Here is a 17679-nt window from a genome sequence, read left to right on the forward strand (position 1 = left end):
TACCCGGCTGAGCAGTCACTCCCGCCGAACCCCCGGCCGCCGCTACCGTGGACGACATGAGCATCCCGAGTCTGAAACTGAACAACGGCGTCGACATCCCCGCGCTTGGCTTCGGCGTGTACCAGACGCCGCCGGACGAAACACTCGCCGCCGTCGAGTCCGCGCTATCGACGGGTTATCGCCATATCGACACTGCCGCGGCCTACGGCAACGAGAAGGGCGTCGGTGAGGCGATCCGGCGATCCGGACTCGATCGCGCGGACATCTTCGTCGAGTCGAAGGTCTGGATCACCGACTACGGATACGACGAGACTCTGCATGCCTTCGACAAGAGCGCAGGCAAACTCGGTGTCGAACAACTCGACCTTCTGATCCTCCATCAGGCGTTGCCGAGCGAGTTCGAGCGCACGATCGACGCGTACAGGGCGTTGGAAACGCTTCTGGCCGACGGCAAGGTCCGCGCCATCGGAGTCAGTAACTTCATGCCGGATCACCTCACCCGACTCCTGGACGCAACGTCCGTGGTGCCGGCGGTCAACCAGATCGAGGTTCATCCGTACTTCAGGCAGTCGACTTTGCTCGAGGCCGACGCCGATCGCGGGATTCTGTCTCAGGCATGGTCACCGATCGGCGGAATCACGTTCTACCGCGACGGCTCCCACGGCTCGACCCTCGAGGACGCCACCATCGGCGCCATCGCGACCGCTCACGGCAAGTCGCCTGCACAGGTGATGCTGCGCTGGCACCTCCAGCAGGGCCGCCAGGTGATCCCCAAGTCGGTGACTCCCTCGCGGATCGCGGAGAACTTCGACGTGTTCGACTTCGAACTCACCGCCGAAGAACTCTCCGCAATCGACGCACTCGACACCGGAGTTCGCGGCGGTCCCGAACCCGAGGTCATCACCCGCGAGAAGTTCGGAATCGAGATTCCCGAAGCCTGAACCCGGCAGCTTGAACAACACAGCAGCCCCAGTGATCTAGCTGGCGCTCCACCCGCCGTCGATGGTGTACGAAGCCCCCGTCACCATCGACGCCTCGGTCGATGCCAGCCACCCCACCAGCGATGCCACTTCTGCGGGCTCGACCATCCGTTTGATCGCGCTCTCAGTGAGCATCACCTTCTCGACAACCTCGGATTCACTGATTCCGTGAACCTTTGCCTGGTCGGAGATCTGGGATCGCACGAGTGGTGTCAGGACGTAGCCCGGATTGACACAGTTACTGGTGACATCGTGTGGGGCACCCTCGAGCGCAACAACTTTCGACAGGCCTTCGAGTCCGTGCTTTGCCGTGACGTACGCACTCTTGAATGCCGAAGCGCGGAGCCCGTGGACCGAGGAAATGTTGACGATGCGCCCGAATTCTTTGCGGTACATGTACGGCAGGGCCGCTCTGACCAGGAGGAACGGCGCTTCGACCATGAGGCGTTGAATCTTCCGGAAGTCCTCGACGTCGAAATCCTCGATGGGACTGACCCGTTGAATGCCGGCGTTGTTGACAAGTATGTCCGTCTCGAGTGCCAGATCCACGAGTTGGTCGGTGTCGAGGAGATCGACGGCCCACGCAGTGCCGTCGATCTCGTCGGCCAGCGCCTTCGCGGCGACGTCGTCGAGATCAGCGACGGTGACGTGGGCGCCGCGGGCGGCAAGGAGTCGAGCACACGCCTCGCCGATACCGCTGGCACCACCGGTGACCAGTGCCGTTTTGCCGGAGAGCGTCATGCGGAAACACCGGCCCGCTCGTCGGCGAGCACTCGTGCGTCGGCAGCATCGACGGACTCGAGCGAGATTCCCTTGGTCTCCCGCGCGAAAACGACTGCGACGATGGTGACCAGGGATGCCAACAGGAGATAGATCGCGATAGGAACCGAGGAGTCGAACTTGCTCAGCAGTCCGGTCGCGATGATCGGAGCCAGTGAACCTGCCACGATCGACGTGACCTGATATCCCAGGGAGACACCGGAATAGCGCATCCGGGTCGGGAACATCTCGGCCATGATCGCGGGTTGGCCGGCGTACATGAACGCGTGGAACACAAGCCCGATGATGATTGCCGACAAGATGACTGCATTGTGCCCGCTGTTCATCATCGGAAAGGCGAAGAATCCCCATGTTCCAGCGGTGACGGCGCCGATCATGTACACCGGGCGTCGACCGATCGTGTCGGACAGTTTGCCTACCAACGGAATCACTGCGAAGTGCACGGCATGTGCCATCAGCATCCACCAGAGGATGTGCGCCGTGTCCGCATGAACGACGACCTTGAGGTAGGTGATCGAGAATGTCACCACGAGGTAGTACATGACGTTTTCGGCGAAACGCAGGCCCATCGCGGTCAACACTCCGCGCGGGTAACGCTTGACCACCTCGAAAACGCTGTACGAGGTTGCCTTGACCAGTTCTGCTTCCTTCTGCGCCGCAATGAAAATGGGAGCGTCGGTGACCTTGGTCCGAACGTAGTACCCGACCAGAACGATCACCGCGGAGAGCCAGAAGGCAACGCGCCAGCCCCAACTCATGAAGGATTCGTCCGAGAGCGTCGACGTCAGGATCAACAGCACGACAGTGGCCACCAGGTTGCCCATCGGCACGCCGGCCTGAGGCCAGGACGACCAGAACCCGCGAGATCGATTCGGGCTGTGCTCGGCGACAAGGAGTACCGCCCCACCCCATTCGCCGCCGACAGCAAATCCTTGGATGAAGCGCAGCGTGACCAGCAGTGCCGGCGCCCAGTAGCCGATCTGACCGTAGGTCGGTAGGCAGCCCATCAGGAAGGTCGCGGCACCGACCAGCAGCAAACTGAACTGCAACAACTGCTTCCGGCCGAACTTGTCTCCGAAATATCCGAAGACGATTCCGCCGAGTGGCCGGGCGGCGAATCCGACGGCGTAGGTGATGAAAGCCGCGATGATCGCATCCAGCTCGTTGCCGCCGCCAGGAAAGAAGACTTTGCTGAAGACCAGCGTGGCCGCCGTGCCGTACAGAAAGAACTCGTACCACTCGACCACGGTGCCCGCCATCGAGGCGCCGACCACCTTCTTCAGCCCCGATGGTGGGGCTTGGCTCTCGGGTTTCGGCATGTTGTCGACGCTCATCGTGGACTCCCTCGTCTTCAGTTCGCGATTCGCCTGCTCTTCACGATCAGGAATGTGACCGCTCGCACATTTTTTGTGACTCGATGAGTATCGGTGCAGATTCTTGGCACGACAATGACAAATCTCGCACCATACAGGTGCAAAAATGCAGATATGACACTCGGACTGAGCCCGGACGACCTACTGGTGCTTCTCGCGGTCGGTCGCACCGGCCGCTTCAACACCGCCGCCGACGACCTGGGCCTCAACCACACCACCATTTCGCGCCGCATCGCCTCGCTCGAGAAGAGCCTCGGCGGCCGTGTACTGGCCCGCTCGTCCGGCGGCTGGGAGTTGACCGACCTGGGCAGACAAGCCCTCAGCGCGGCCGAGCGCATCGAGGCCGCGGTGAACGAACTGGCACTCGACTCCACCGGTCAGCAGCAACTCGACGGCGTCGTGCGGGTCTCGGCCACCGACGGCTTCAGCGCATACATCGCGGCCCCCGCCGGCGCAGCGGTTCGCAGACGCCATCCTCGCGTGAGCGTGGAGATAGTCGTCGCGACCAGAAAGGCGTCGCAGATACGCTCGGGGCTCGACATCGAGGTTGTTGTCGGCAAACCTCAAGTTCACCGCGCCGAGGCCGTCCATCTGGCCGACTACGCGTTGGGTTTGTACGCCTCCCGAGAGTATCTACGTCAGAATGCTGTTCCCGAAAGTGCCGAAGAGCTGGCCGAACACTCGCTCGTGTATTTCATCGACTCGATGCTGCAGGTCGACGAACTCGATCTGGCTCGCAAGCTCACGGTTTCCATGCGCGAGGCCGTCACGTCCACCAACGTGTTCGTCCACATCGAGGCAACGCGCGCGGGTGCCGGCATCGGCTTGCTCCCCTGCTTCATGGCCGAGCAGCACGACGATCTGATTCGCGTGCTGCCGGCTCACATCGAAGTCAGACTTTCGTACTGGTTGGTGGCTCGTTCTGAATCCTTGCGCCGACCGGAAGTCGCAGCGGTGGTGACGGCACTTCGAGAGACGGTGGATCGCAAGCGATCTCAACTCCTCGGCTCGCCCGGGGCGAACGAAGCGCTCAGTCCAGAGTCGAACGATGCTGGACGATGAGCTTGCGCGCCAACTCGGCGATCTTGACGTTCATGTTCTGCGAGGTTCGCACCAGAATGTCGAAGGCCTCGTCGTCGGACACCCGATGCAAAGCCATCAGCAGACCGACGGCCTGACCGATTTCGCGACTGCTCGCCAGGCCGCGCCGCAGCGAGTCGGCATCCTCTCCTCGGTTCAGCGCGGTGACGGCCACGGATGCAAACGATGCCAACATGATCGCGTGGTCGGCAACAGTTTCCGTGAACGCACCCGGAGTGTCGGAGAAGAGGTTGAGGGCACCGAACTTCTGACGATCGACCATCAGTCGGAACCCCATCGAGCCACGAATGGGTGTCTCTGCCACGACTTTCCGAGCGAACTCGGGCCACTGATTCGGAGTGCGAAGATCTGACTCGAGCTGCGGCGCCTCCGTGTCGAGGGCGTCGATGCACGGCCCCTCGCCAGTCGCACGTTCGAGATCGTCTGCATACTCGGCGATCTCGTCGCTTGCCGCTACCGTGACGTTGGTGTTTCCCCGTCGCAGCATCAGGCTTGCGTGATCGCAACCGGGAATCAACTCGACAGCCGCCGAACAGATCGCGGAGTACACCTCGGCGCTGTCTGCTGCGGAGTAGAGGATCTCCGCCAACGCCGCGAACACTGCCGTGGGTTCTGTCAGTGCTTGGTCGCGCTCAGCCATCTCCATACACCTCGGGGTCTACCGTTCATCGAATTCTTCACCGAACGGTACAAACCTTACTTACTCGAGCGGATGGGGTCGCCGCCGCTCGCCGATTCCCGCCCGTCCGTCCCCTGAAAAGCTTCCGTGGCCGCGCGGTGATGCAGAGCCGTGACGGTGGTGATCTGCTTGGACACCAGGTCGTTGAGCTCGCGGTACTGCTCCTCCGTCTCCCCGGCCGGAATGTCTCTCAGGACCTCCCACATCGCACTCTTGCCGCACAGAGCGGTCCGCATGATCTCGAGAGTTGCCAGCTTCACGAGACGGTTGCGCCAGATGGCGTCGACATGGACGAGGCGCCTGATCCGATTGACCGTCGCGTCGATCTTGGAGTACCGCGGCAGAGATATGCCCTGGGTGTCCTCGATCAGTTGCAGCAGCTGCTCGATCTCGTACTCGAGCTCACCCGGCAACGAGTCCAGCTCACCGTCAGCCCACGCGCCGTACGAGTCCGAGAGTGACCGCGAGAGTTGCAGCCCTACCATCGCTCCGCACAGGTGAGTGACCAGATAAGCAGTGGCTATGTGTTCCTCAGCAGATCTCGACCGACTACCGAACATTGGGATCCTCCTGGGCGACGCTCGACCGGTCTGTGCTGACACGGGTGGTGATTCGACATCCGCCTACCCGCGACAGACCGAGAACAAACGACGGGCGACTCAGACCCGATCCGGCACCACGACGACGGGTTCGAGGATCTCGGTCCGAGACTCCGGCGCTGCGGCGCGCAAGGCGTCGGCCGACTCGTCGTCCGGCTGGGTCTGCGACTCGATCTCCGCTTCGACGCGCGCTCGGTACGTGTCGACCTCGCGCTCGACGGTGGCGGCATCCCAACCGAGAATCGGGGCAACCAATCCGGCAACCTGTTGCGCACAGTTGACACCACGATGCGGGTACTCGATTGCGATGCGCATGCGGCGAGCCAGGATGTCGTCGAGGTGCAATGCACCCTCGGCCGCGGCGGCGTACACAGCCTCGACCTGAAGGTAATCGGGGGCATCTGTGATGGGCTGCAACAACTCCGGCGTCTGTCGGCCGAGTTCGAGGACCTCCGTGATGAGTGAACCGTAGCGGTCGAGCAAGTGCTTGACGCGATACGGATGCAAGCCGTACTGCTCGCCCAGTTGCACAGTCTGATTGATCAACGCGAAGTATCCGTCGGCGCCGACGAGCGGCACCTTCTCCGTGATCGACGATGCCACTCGCGCCGGAATGTCTTCTGCTGCGACGTCGACGGCGTCTTCCGCCATGACCCGATACGTCGTGTACTTTCCACCGGCGATGGCGACCAGGCCTGGAGCCACACGGGCAACGGCGTGCTCGCGCGAGAGCTTCGACGTCTCGTCGCTCTCACCGGCAAGCAGCGGACGCAGGCCTGCGTAGACACCGTCGATGTCGGCGTGCGTCAGCGGCGTGACCAGAACGGAGTTCACGTGGCCGAGGATGTAGTCGATATCTGCTTTGGTTGCCGCTGGGTGAGCGAGATCCAAGTTCCAGTCGGTGTCCGTGGTGCCGATGATCCAGTGACTGCCCCACGGAATGACGAACAGCACCGATTTCTCGGTACGCAGGATGATGGCGGCTTCACTGACGATGCGATCGCGCGGGACGACGATGTGTACGCCCTTCGACGCTCGCACCCGGAACCGTCCGCGCTGACGTGAGAGGGCCTGGATTTCGTCCGTCCAGACACCGGTTGCATTGATGACGACGTGACCCTTGACCTCCGCGGTACGGCCGTCTTCGCAGTCGCGAACACGAACTCCCGAGACCCGGTCCGCTTCACGCAGAAATCCCACGACCTGCGTCGACGTTCGGACAACCGCGCCGTAGTGGGCGGCGGTCCGTGCAACGGTCATGGTGTGCCGAGCGTCGTCGACGACGGTGTCGTAGTACTGGATGCCACCGGTCAGTGAACTGCGCTTGAGGCTCGGCGACATGCGCAGTGCGCCCGCCCGGGTCAAGTGCTTCTGGGAGGGGACCGATTTGGCGCCGCCCATCCGGTCGTAGAGGAAGATTCCCGCGGCCATGTACGGGCGTTCCCACACTCGGTGAGCCAAGGGGAACAGAAACTTCAGCGGCTTGACCAGGTGCGGAGCGAGCGTGGTCAGCGAGAGTTCGCGCTCACGCAACGCCTCACGAACGAGGCCGAATTCTAGTTGCTCGAGATAGCGGAGACCGCCGTGGAACATCTTCGACGAGCGACTGGACGTACCGGATGCGTAGTCACGGGCCTCGACCAACGCAACCTTCAGCCCGCGGGTGGCCGCATCGAGGGCCGCTCCGACACCGACGACACCACCGCCCACCACGACGACGTCGAATTGCTCGGTCTGAAGTTGTTCCCAAGCAGCTTCGCGCTGCTGCGGGCCGAGAAACTGCGCACCTTGCTGCTTACTCAACCCGGTCTCCTGTAAGTCGACGACGAATCCGTTTACAGGCTAGTAGCTTGATCCACATACTGCGACAGCGCACGGATTACTGCGAACACGCCCGAACCTAGGAGCACAGTGAATCAATACATCGCCGCCATCGACCAAGGCACGACGTCGAGCCGCTGCATGATCTTCGATCACGACGGCGCCGTGGTGAGCGTTGCGCAGAAAGAACACGAGCAGATTTTCCCGCGAGCAGGTTGGGTCGAGCACGATCCGGTGGCGCTGTGGATCAACACTCGGGAGGTGGTGGCCGGCGCTCTCGCGAAGGTCGATCTCACGCGGGCCGACATCGCTGCCGTCGGAATCACGAATCAGCGTGAGACAACCGTCGTTTGGGAACGTTCGACGGGTAAGCCGATCTACAACGCGATCGTGTGGCAGGACACGCGCACGGATCAACTGTGTGTCGAACTGGGCGGCGACGAGGGTCCGGACAAGTATCGAGACAAGACCGGACTACCACTCTCGACCTACTTCGCCGGGCCGAAGATCCGCTGGATTCTCGACAACGTCGACGGTGCGAAAGCAAAAGCGGAGGCCGGCGAATTGTGCTTCGGCACTGTCGACACGTGGATCGTGTGGAACCTGACCGAGGGCGTCCACGTGACAGATGTCACCAATGCGTCACGCACGATGCTGATGGATCTCGAGACCCTCCAGTGGGACGAATCGATCTGTGCGGACTTCGGAATCCCGATGTCGATGCTCCCGGAAATCCGTAGTTCCTCAGAGGTCTACGGCACAGGACGTCCACGCGGCAATCTCGCCGATGTGCCGGTCGCCGGAATCCTCGGTGACCAGCAGGCAGCCACATTCGGCCAGGCCTGCCTCTCCGAGGGTGAAGCCAAGAACACCTACGGCACCGGCAATTTCATGCTTCTCAATACTGGCACGAAGCCGGTGCACAGCAAGCACGGACTACTGACGACCGTCTGCTACAAACTCGGCGAAGCCCCTGCCGTGTACGCACTCGAAGGTTCCGTCGCCGTGACGGGTTCCTTGGTCCAGTGGCTTCGAGACAATCTCGGAATCATTCAGAACGCCAAGGACATCGAGCCGCTCGCCGCAAGTGTCGACGACAACGGCGGCGCCTACTTCGTGCCCGCGTTCTCCGGGCTGTTCGCACCTCGGTGGCGACCGGATGCCCGGGGTGTCATCGTCGGTCTGACGCGCTTCGTCAACAAGGGACACCTGGCCCGCGCAGCGCTCGAGGCGACGGCATACCAGACCCGCGAGGTCATCGACGCCATGCGAGCGGATTCGGGAGTCGAACTGTCCGCACTGAAGGTCGACGGCGGCATGGTGGTCAACGAAACCCTGATGCAGTTCCAGTCGGACATCCTCGGAGTTCCCGTCATCCGCCCGGTGGTCAACGAAACGACAGCTCTCGGTGCTGCATACGCAGCGGGCCTCGCCATCGGTTATTGGGCCGACACCGAAGACATCCGCAACAACTGGGCCGTCGGCCAAACCTGGGAACCGGCGATGGACGAGTCCGAAAGGTCACGGCTGTACGCGGAGTGGAACAAGGCCGTCGAGCGGACGTACAACTGGTCCGAGTAATCACCCCGATCCTTCCATACCGGAAGAGCTGATCATGGTCGCCTATTGATACTCCTGAGGTATCAATAGGCGACCAAGTTGGTATTGGACGTGACCTACACCACTCTGCGAATCTCATTCAGGCACGCCACGTTTCGGCGCCGCGAATGTTGCAGAGAAAGGTCGCCACGCATGAGTTCACCCACTCGCAGTTCCGAGGAGATCAACGCCAAGGCGCGAAGAGCCGGTATCGCTTCGTTCATCGGAACCACTATCGAGTGGTACGACTTCTACATCTACGGCACTGCCGCTGCCCTGGTATTCGGCGACATCTTCTTCTCCGACACTCTCCCGAACGGAGTCGGAACTCTCCTCGCCTTCATCACGCTCTGGGCAGGCTTCCTCGCCAGGCCGATCGGCGGGATCATCTTCGGACACCTCGGCGACCGGATCGGACGCAAGAACACTCTCGTCATCACCTTGATGATGATGGGTGTCGCCACGGTCGGCATCGGACTCCTCCCCACCTACGCACAGGTCGGGATCTGGGCGCCGATCGGTCTGGTCACCCTTCGCGTCATCCAAGGAGTCGCGGTCGGTGGCGAGTGGGGCGGCGCAGTGCTCATTGCCAGCGAGAATGCCCCGAAGGGCAAGAGCATCCTCTACTCCGCGTTCGCCCAACAGGGCTCACCCGCCGGAAATCTGTTGGCCACCATCGCGTTCTTCCTTCTGTCCTCGATGCCGACGCCGTCGTTCCTCCTGTACGGATGGCGCATCCCGTTCATCATCTCGGCGGTGCTGGTCATTCTCGGGATGATCATTCGCCTCAAACTCGAAGAGTCGGACGAGATGAAGGCCGTTCTCGCACGCAAGAAGGTCGTCAAGCTTCCGCTCGCCGAAGTCTTGCGCAAGCACTGGGTACTGGTTCTCCTCGGCGCCGGCGCACTCCCCCTCGCCCAGGTCACCTATTTCAAGAACACCTTCGCATTGTCCTGGGCTACAAAAGAACTCGGATACGATCGAGGAACCTTCCTGGCCGCCATCGCGATCGCGCTCGTCGTGCAGTTCATCGTCCAACCTTTCGGTGCCGTCCTGGTCTCCAAGATCGACATGCGAAAAGCCATGTGCCTGATGGTGATACCGGAGTTCGTCCTCATGCCCGCCATGTTCTTCGCGATCCGAACCGGGAACTTCACCATTGCAGTCGTCGCAATGTGTCTGGCCACGATCCCGCACTCGATGTTCTACGGCGCCATCGCCGGCGTTCTCGCTCGGGCCTTCCCCGCCAACATCCGTTACACCGGTCTGTCGACGGCGTACCAATTGTGTTCCCTTGTCGTCGGCGGCGGAACTCCCGTACTGGCGCAGTGGATGCTCAACACGTCAGGCAATATCGTCGGGGTCGCGATCGTATCCGGGCTGTACGCCCTTGTCTCACTGATCTGCACCCTGCTCCTGCTCCGACGTACCGGCTACAACGCGGGCGAACTCTCGACGGCCGAACAAGCGGACTACGACGAACTCGAACTCGAAAACACTCTTGTCGATATTGCGAACTCGCCGAAGTCCGAAGCGGGTGAGATTCCTACCGGTCGGGCAACCGTCTAGGCCAGGGACGGCAGCGCCTGCTCGGACAATTTCAACACTTCGAGAAGAGCAGGTCTGTCGTCTCCCTCTCGCCAGGCGATACGCAGTTGGAGAGGAGGAGGTGGGTCCATGACCGGAACAAAGACAACATCAGGATTCACGATGCTCTGGGCCACCGAGGAGATGGTCAACGAGCATCCGATTTCCGCGGACACCAGCGCGATCAACGACATCGAATCCGGTGCCGTCTGCACGATTCGAGCCAGGAACCCTGCGTTCTTCGAGGCAGTGAGCAGAGACTCCCGCAGAATCGAACCTGGCTCCGCCGGAAGCGTCACCCAATTCTCGGACTCCAATTCGATCAACCGAACCGAGTCCCTCGACGCCAACGGGTGGTCTTTGGACATGGCCACCAGAAAGTTCTCCTCGGCGATCAATCTCGACGTGATCCCGAGCGGCGGTACGGTCCACCGCACCATCCCGATGTCGAGTCGTCGATCGAGCAGCATCAACAACGCCTCGTTCGCGAAAGCAGAACTGTCGAGCACGAATTCGATACCGGGATTGGTCTTTCTCACCAATTTCGCCCACCGCCCGACGAGCAGATGCGAAGAAGTCCCCGCGAAACCCAGGCGAACGCGACCTGTCGTTCCCTTGCCTGCCGCAGAGACCGCGATCTCGGCCATCCGGCACGCGTCCAGAATCTCGCGCGCCGGAAGCAGCAGCGCTTCACCGGCAGCAGTGAGCCGCACAGTTCGAGTGCTCCGATCGAACAACGGCGAACCGAGCTGTTTCTCGAATTGCCTGATCGTTCGACTCAGCGGCGGTTGCGCAATCCGAAGCCGCTGCGCCGCACGGCCGAAATGTAGCTCCTCAGCCACCGCGAGAAAAGCGTTGATCTGATGAATTTCCACCCGACATTGTTGCGCCACACCGGCCGAACATGTCAAGTTCCGAAACCGACCGAGTGCGCGAAAGAACAAGAAGAGGTACACACGTGGACAAGACCCTCTCGATGAAAGAGGCCGTCGGCCGATACGTCGAAGACGGGATGACCGTTGCGCTGGAGGGATTTTCGCATCTCATTCCTTTTGCCGCGGCACACGAGATCATCCGGCAGGGCAGAAGGGACCTCACCCTCTGCCGGATGACGCCGGACATCGTTTCCGATCAACTCGTCGCCGCCGGCTGCGTCCGAAAGCTGGTTGCCTCGTTCTTCGCCAGCGGCTCCGCAGGTTCTCTGTACGAGTTACGCAGACGCATCGAGAACCAGGACCCGCTCCCCCTCGAAGTCGAGGAATACAGCCATTACGGCATGGTGTGCCGGTATCAGGCGGGAGCGGCCAGACTTCCCTTCTTCCCGCTGCGGTCGTACGCAGGTAGTGATCTACCCGCACTCAACCCACAACTGAGACTCGTCGAGGATCCGTACGGAGGCGGGAGCGTCTACGTTGTGCCGCCGTTGAATCCGGATGTGACGATCATCGGCGCACAGCGAGCGGACACGTCCGGGAACGCACAGATCTGGGGCATCGCCGGGGTGCAGCAAGAGGCCGTGTACGCCGCGAAGAAGGCGATCGTCGTTGTGGAAGAGCTTGTCGACGACGAGGTCATCAGGTCAGATCCGAGCCGAACTCTGATTCCCTCGCACGCCGTCGACGCGGTTGTCGTCTGCCCGCGCGGCGCGCACCCGTCGTACGCACAGGGATACTACGACCGCGATTGCGGCTTCTACCGACGCTGGACCGAGATTTCCAAAGACCCTTCGTTGCTGAGAAATTGGCTCGACGAGTGGGTGTACACACTCGGCGATCACGACGAATATCTCGCCAAGCTCGGAGCTGACTACTGGTCGGATCTCGAGGTCGGATCAAAACTCTCCACACCTGTCGACTACGGGAGCAGACTGTGACCACCACGATTGTCAGCGGTAACACCACCTCCACCGAAACGATCGTCGCCGTCGCGGCACGCGAGTTGGCGGGTAAGCGCCGGGTCTTCGCCGGAGTCGGGCTCCCCACGCTCGCAGTCGATCTCGCGCGCCACACGTCGAATCCGGACGTAGAACTGATCTACGAATCCGGAGTGTGCGGCGCGCATCCGTCGGCGATGGCCGAAGGTATCGCCGACTCCGTCGTGGTCTCCGGCGCCGAATCCGTGCTCAGTATGGCCGCACTCTTCGGTTATGTCCTGCAAGGTGGCAACGTCGACGTCGGTTTTCTCGGGGCCGCTCAAATCGATCGAACGGGAAGCCTGAACACAAGTTTCATCGGTGACTGGAAGAACCCGACGGTCAGACTGCCCGGAGCAGGCGGGGCCGTCGAGATCATCGCGAACGCGGCCGAGATCTTCGTCGTGATGCGTCGCCACGACCTCAGTTCCTTTCCGGCCGCGCTCGACTTCTGCACCTCACCCAGCCCCGCCCGCGCCCACGCCAGCGGAAAGGGCATCATGCCGGCAGGTGCAGGAGTGACAAAGGTGTTCACCAACCTCGGTGTCCTGACACACCAGGGCCCCGGCGGCGAGTTGGAGCTGACCAGTGTCCACGAAGGCATCTCGGTCGATCAGGTGCGAGAGGCGACGGGATGGGATCTGGCCGTCGCCGACCACGTCACCGTCACCACCCCGCCGTCCGGTACGGAGATCGATCTGCTCCGCAACACTATCGACAAAGTCAGGCTGTACCTGCGGTGACACTGTCCCGGAGCCTGCCGACGGCGTCGACCAGCACCGCTTCGGGATACGTCGCGAAACACAGTCGAGCGCTTCGACCAAGGTCCGCTTCGACCGCGAAGGCCGAACCTGGGACAAATGCCACGCCATGCGCGAGCGCGGCACCCAGGAGTTCGGTGGTGTCGACGTCGTCGAGGAAATCCATCCAACAGAACATCCCGCCGCGGACCTCGGAAAAGCGTGCACGCCCACTCAATTCCGTCTCGGCGGCCGTGACCAACGCCTTCGCCCTCGCGCCGTACCCCGCTCGAAGCACGTCGAGATGCGCGTCGAACCATTCGACATCGGAGAAGAGGTCTGCGGCGATCTGCTGTGTGAGCGAAGACCCGCACAGGTCAGCGCCTTGCTTGATCAGTTCGACCGCCTCGCAGACCTTTCGGTCGCCGTGCAGCCAGCCGACGCGCAGCGCCGGTGCCAACACTTTGGAAGCACTGGACAGCCGAATCACCCTGTCCGACAACGCCGCCAGCGGTGCGGGCGGTTTCTCGCCGAAGTACAGTTCGCCGTACGGGTCGTCCTCGAGAACCCAGAACCCGTATCGGTCCGCCAGTGCCGCCAAGTGCGCTCGCCGCTGCGCCGAAAGCACCGCGCCGCGCGGGTTGTGGAAATTGCTCACGGTGTGAACAACTTTGGGCCGAAGACCGGCGTCGAGTTTCGCTTCGAGCGCGTCGGTGTCCATTCCGTCCTCGTCGAGCTGGACGGGAACGAGACGGGCCTGCGCCGTTCGAAAGACCTGCAGCGCACCGGTATATGCCGGTTCCTCCACGACCACGACGTCACCGGCGTCGAGGAGGACCTGCGCGAGCAAGCTCAAACCTTGCTGAGAACCGTGGGTGATCACGACTTCGGACACGTCGAGTGTCCGCCCGATCTTGGATGATTCGCGCTCGGCGATCACCTCACGGAGGCGCAGCAGGCCGGAGGTCTCGCCGTACTGAACGGACGAGGGGTCACCGAGTGCGTCGTGGGCTGCCTTCGAGATTCGCTCCCGCGGAATGAAATCGGGATCGGGCAGTCCGCCGGCCAAGCTGATGACGTCGGGCCGGGCAGTCAGGGTGAGCAGATCGCGAATTGCAGAACTACGGAGTCCGTCCATGCGAGCGGACAGCGCGGCGTGTGTCATATGAAGCTCCCAGGCACGCAGAATGAAGGTCAGAGGAAAAACACCCTGAGCCGTCCTGGGTCAACGGGGCGGGAGAGCGCCGAGATACCGACCCTTGATTCGGTCGGTATCTCGACTATCCCACCAATACTTCAGTATGTGAAACAGAGTTCCCACATTGTAAGAAGACTCTGGTCGGTTGTCAGTCCAGGTCGTCGTGACGCATGAGCTGACGAGCAGCCTCGGTGATCGATCCGGTCAGCGACGGGTACACCGAGAACGTCTGCGCCAGGTCGTTGACCGTCAGGTTGTTCTGTACGGCGATCGCGATCGGCAGGATCAGTTCCGAAGCAGTGGGTGCGACCACAACGCCGCCGATGACCACGCCGGTAGCCGGGCGGCAGAAAATCTTCACGAATCCGCGACGCAAACCGGACATCTTGGCGCGCGGGTTGGTGTTGAGCGGCAACATGACGGTGCGCGCAGGCACCTCTCCGTTGTCGATCGCTGCCTGCGAAACACCCACCGTTGCAATTTCGGGGCGTGTGAAGACGGCCGACGCGACGGTCTTCAACTTGATCGGGCTGACGCCTTCACCCAGTGCGTGGTACATCGCGATACGTCCCTGCATCGCAGCCACCGACGCGAGCGGGAGCAGTCCGGTGCAGTCACCGGCAGCGTAGATACCGGAAACCGTGGTGCGCGAGACCCGGTCGACACGCAGGTATCCACCCTTGTCCAACTCGATGCCGACCCGCTCCAGGCCGAGACCGTTGGTGTTGGGGACGGAACCGACGGTCATCAGAGCGTGGCTTCCTTCGACCGTGCGGCCGTCGGAGAGCTTGACGACGATGCCCTTCTCGGTGCGCTCGACGGCGTCCGCGCGGGCGTGCTTGACGAGGGTGACACCTCGCTCGGCGAGGGCGTCCTCGAGCACGAGCGCCGCATCGGCATCCTCGCCGGGCAGAACACGGTCGCGACTGGACACGAGCGTGACCTTGACGCCCATCTCGGTGTACGCGGAGACGAACTCGGCACCGGTGACACCGGAACCGACCACGACCAGGTGCTCGGGAAGCTCGTCCAAGTCGTAGAGCTGGCGCCACGTCATGATTCGCTCACCGTCGGGCTCGGCTCCCGGGATGATGCGGGGGCTGGCGCCGGTGGCGATCAACACGACGTCTGCGTCGATGGTCTTCTGCTCGCCGCTTCCGAGCGTCGCGCGAACCTGGTGTGCTGCCATGCCGAGGAGTGGATCGGTCAGTTCGGCGGTGCCGGAGAGAACCTCGACGCCTACCGTCTGCAACCGTGCGCGAATGTCCGAGGACTGGGACAACGCGAGACTCTTGACTCGGGAGTGGATCTTCGGCAGTGACACCGAAGCCTGCTCCGGATCCAGAGTGATGCCGAGGTCGGATGCACGACGCATGTCGGTGCGGATTCCGGTGGACGCGATGAACGTCTTCGACGGGACACAGTCGAACAGCACACACGCACCGCCGACGCCGTCCGAATCGACCAGGGTGACCGTGGCCCCGTGCTGCGCGGCTACCAGTGCCGCCTCGTAGCCGGCGGGTCCGCCACCGATGATCACGATCCGGGTCATGTGTCCTCCAAGTCCTCGCGTGGCCGGCAGGGGTCTCCCGTCGACCAGTGTCACGCTATTCGAGCACCACGTGTCGCGCAGTGCTTGTACCAGATTACTTGCGTCCGGTGGTCCGCTTCGCCACACCCTCGGACCACGGTTTAGGCTTGCGCCCGTGTCGATTTATGCCGCCTACGGTTCCAACATGCATCCCGAGCAGATGTTGTTGCGCTGCCCACACTCCCCCATGTCCGGGACAGGGTGGCTGCGAGGCTGGCGCCTGACCTTCAGCGGCGAGGACCTCGGCTGGGAGGGTGCCCTCGCCACCGTGGTCGAAGATCCCGATTCCAGTGTTTTCGTGGTGCTCTACGACGTCCCGGAAGAGGACGAAGTGAGTCTGGACCGCTGGGAAGGTGCCGAACTGGGTCTGCACCGCAAGATCCGCGTGCGGGTCGACACCGCCGGCGACGCGGTACTTGCGTGGCTCTACGTCATGGATGCGTACGAAGGCGGACTGCCGTCTGCCCGCTACATCGGCGTGATGGCCGACGCCGCCGAGATTGCCGGAGCGCCGGCCGAGTACGTACGAGAGTTGCGGACGAGAAACAGCCGCAATGTCGGTCCGGGTAACGGTGTTACCGATTAGATAGCTGTCCTGCTCAAAGCAGCAGGAAATACGCGAGCACTGCCAGTGCTGCGAGCACCACCACAACCGTCACGCCGATGAGCACACGCTTGGAACCGCGCGACTCCGATTCGCCTGCGACAACTGCAGTTTCCGGCTCGGCGGTCGCCACCCCGGCAGCGGTTTCTGCCGCCACCTTCTCGCGTCCCAGGGTGTCGAACACCTCGGTCACGTCGTGTGAAGGCGGCAATCCGATCGGCACGATAGTGTGCGACGTCGAGGTGAATCCGGCAGCCAGAATTGCGGCTCCCAGCGCAGCCGACTGCTCAGGTCCGGGACCGAGTTCACATCTGACACCGAGCTTTTCGGCAATCCCGGCCGCTATGGACATCATGGCCGCTTTGTCTGTCGCCGGTTCGCCGTCACCGGTGACGACTACGGCGTCCAGGTTCTCCGGCATCCAACCGAACGCACCCAGAGCCGTCGCGAGGCGTGAACTCGGCGAACTCCCGTCGCCGGCAAAGCCGAATGCACGGCCGGCCGCGACACCAGAACGCACGAGGGTGACCGCTGCCCCGGTGTCGTCCACGTGATAGATGCCGATGAGCGTGCCGGCGAGTGCCGCGATTTCCGACTCGAACCACGCCGACACGGCCTCGGCATCCGAGACGAGTGTGACTCGTTCGAGGCCCGCGTAGACCAGCGAATCCTGCATGAGGGCCGCTGTCGACGAGTCCCAGCGTGACGGGTAGGTCGCGACGATGTCGGGCGCTCCCCCGCTTCGACCACCACGATCGGACAGCGGCTCGCATTCCTGCAACAGACAGCGAATCGAGGTCGCCACCAAATCCTCGGCGCGGTAACGAGTATCGGCAGTTCCCGCGACGCCACTCGGGTCCCCGACGCGACCGACAAAGCCCGACCAGCTCTCGGCGAACTCACGGCCGGCACCCAGTTGCTCGGTGCCACCGAGCACCGTCGTGCCGTCCTTGCGTTGATTGAGGATCGTGTCCCTGACCAATACCACCGGATCAGCCGAACCTGGATCGTTCGACGCAACGACAGCCGTCGACACCAATGTGCCGATTCGCACTCCCACACCTATGGACATGCCCGTACCTTCACTCGAACGAACGAAAAACGGTACCCCCGAC

16 protein-coding genes are annotated in these 17679 nt (G+C 62.5%); 7 read left to right on the forward strand and 9 right to left on the reverse strand.

What is annotated here, in order from left to right:
- Window positions 1-56 precede the first annotated feature (56 nt).
- Entirely contained in the window at window positions 57-941 is an 885-nt protein-coding gene (locus G4D79_RS23950) for an aldo/keto reductase (protein ID WP_214514460.1), read from the forward strand.
- 36 nt (window positions 942-977) lie between these two features.
- On the opposite strand, the gene G4D79_RS23955 is transcribed toward G4D79_RS23950, so the two are convergent.
- Window positions 978-1721, reverse strand: a complete 744-nt coding sequence (locus tag G4D79_RS23955; RefSeq protein WP_214514461.1) for a 3-hydroxybutyrate dehydrogenase — start codon at window positions 1719-1721, stop codon at window positions 978-980.
- Window positions 1718-3094 (reverse strand): MFS transporter, encoded by a 1377-nt coding sequence (locus tag G4D79_RS23960; protein ID WP_003940819.1) that lies wholly within the window; start codon window positions 3092-3094, stop codon window positions 1718-1720. The genes G4D79_RS23955 and G4D79_RS23960 overlap by 4 nt, the downstream gene beginning before the upstream one ends.
- A gap of 153 nt (window positions 3095-3247) precedes the next feature.
- Here G4D79_RS23960 and G4D79_RS23965 point away from each other — a divergent pair, with 153 nt between their 5' ends.
- On the forward strand, window positions 3248-4195 hold the full coding sequence (locus G4D79_RS23965; RefSeq protein WP_214514462.1) for a LysR family transcriptional regulator: 948 nt from the start codon (window positions 3248-3250) through the stop codon (window positions 4193-4195).
- On the opposite strand, the gene G4D79_RS23970 is transcribed toward G4D79_RS23965, so the two are convergent.
- The 3 genes from G4D79_RS23970 to G4D79_RS23980 form a co-directional block, all read right to left on the reverse strand.
- Complete coding sequence (locus tag G4D79_RS23970) at window positions 4164-4880, reverse strand: GAF and ANTAR domain-containing protein (RefSeq protein WP_214514463.1); 717 nt, start codon at window positions 4878-4880, stop codon at window positions 4164-4166. The genes G4D79_RS23965 and G4D79_RS23970 overlap by 32 nt on opposite strands.
- 50 nt (window positions 4881-4930) lie before the next feature.
- Window positions 4931-5398 carry a hypothetical protein gene (locus G4D79_RS23975; RefSeq protein WP_228232568.1) on the reverse strand — a complete coding sequence of 156 codons (468 nt, stop codon included), beginning with the start codon at window positions 5396-5398 and terminating at the stop codon, window positions 4931-4933.
- Between the two features lie 174 nt (window positions 5399-5572).
- Window positions 5573-7315, reverse strand: a complete 1743-nt coding sequence (locus G4D79_RS23980; protein ID WP_064688926.1) for a glycerol-3-phosphate dehydrogenase/oxidase — start codon at window positions 7313-7315, stop codon at window positions 5573-5575.
- A gap of 108 nt (window positions 7316-7423) precedes the next feature.
- On the opposite strand from G4D79_RS23980, the gene glpK reads away from it, so the two are divergent.
- Together glpK and G4D79_RS23990 are read left to right on the forward strand one after the other, a co-directional pair.
- Window positions 7424-8914 carry a glycerol kinase GlpK gene (gene glpK, locus G4D79_RS23985; protein ID WP_214514464.1) on the forward strand — a complete coding sequence of 497 codons (1491 nt, stop codon included), beginning with the start codon at window positions 7424-7426 and terminating at the stop codon, window positions 8912-8914.
- Window positions 8915-9085: 171 nt separating this feature from the next.
- Window positions 9086-10501, forward strand: a complete 1416-nt coding sequence (locus G4D79_RS23990) for an MFS transporter (RefSeq protein ID WP_042449618.1) — start codon at window positions 9086-9088, stop codon at window positions 10499-10501.
- On the opposite strand, the gene G4D79_RS23995 is transcribed toward G4D79_RS23990, so the two are convergent.
- Window positions 10498-11394, reverse strand: coding sequence for a LysR substrate-binding domain-containing protein (locus G4D79_RS23995; RefSeq protein ID WP_030535055.1), 897 nt, complete (start codon window positions 11392-11394; stop codon window positions 10498-10500). The genes G4D79_RS23990 and G4D79_RS23995 overlap by 4 nt on opposite strands.
- An 83-nt stretch (window positions 11395-11477) precedes the next feature.
- Between G4D79_RS23995 and G4D79_RS24000 the strand changes: the two genes are divergently transcribed.
- On the forward strand, window positions 11478-12392 hold the full coding sequence (locus G4D79_RS24000; protein ID WP_231915041.1) for a CoA transferase subunit A: 915 nt from the start codon (window positions 11478-11480) through the stop codon (window positions 12390-12392).
- A complete protein-coding gene (locus G4D79_RS24005; protein ID WP_003940707.1) occupies window positions 12389-13174 on the forward strand; it encodes a 3-oxoadipate--succinyl-CoA transferase subunit B in 786 nt (261 codons plus the stop codon). Before G4D79_RS24000 ends, G4D79_RS24005 begins: the two co-directional genes overlap by 4 nt.
- Here G4D79_RS24005 and G4D79_RS24010 read toward each other — a convergent pair.
- Together G4D79_RS24010 and G4D79_RS24015 are read right to left on the reverse strand one after the other, a co-directional pair.
- Window positions 13155-14336 (reverse strand): PLP-dependent aminotransferase family protein, encoded by a 1182-nt coding sequence (locus tag G4D79_RS24010; RefSeq protein ID WP_007727308.1) that lies wholly within the window; start codon window positions 14334-14336, stop codon window positions 13155-13157. The genes G4D79_RS24005 and G4D79_RS24010 overlap by 20 nt on opposite strands.
- A gap of 181 nt (window positions 14337-14517) precedes the next feature.
- A complete protein-coding gene (locus tag G4D79_RS24015; RefSeq protein WP_003940987.1) occupies window positions 14518-15921 on the reverse strand; it encodes an NAD(P)H-quinone dehydrogenase in 1404 nt (467 codons plus the stop codon).
- A gap of 154 nt (window positions 15922-16075) precedes the next feature.
- On the opposite strand from G4D79_RS24015, the gene G4D79_RS24020 reads away from it, so the two are divergent.
- Window positions 16076-16546, forward strand: a complete 471-nt coding sequence (locus G4D79_RS24020; RefSeq protein ID WP_003940753.1) for a gamma-glutamylcyclotransferase — start codon at window positions 16076-16078, stop codon at window positions 16544-16546.
- A 13-nt stretch (window positions 16547-16559) separates the two neighbouring features.
- On the opposite strand, the gene G4D79_RS24025 is transcribed toward G4D79_RS24020, so the two are convergent.
- The gene (locus G4D79_RS24025; RefSeq protein WP_214514465.1) at window positions 16560-17636 is read right to left on the reverse strand and encodes a hypothetical protein; all 1077 of its coding nucleotides are present in this window, start codon (window positions 17634-17636) and stop codon (window positions 16560-16562) included.
- Window positions 17637-17679 lie beyond the last annotated feature (43 nt).

This window comes from Rhodococcus sp. WY5 (genome assembly GCF_018588185.1).
Classification (GTDB): domain Bacteria; phylum Actinomycetota; class Actinomycetes; order Mycobacteriales; family Mycobacteriaceae; genus Rhodococcus_F; species Rhodococcus_F qingshengii.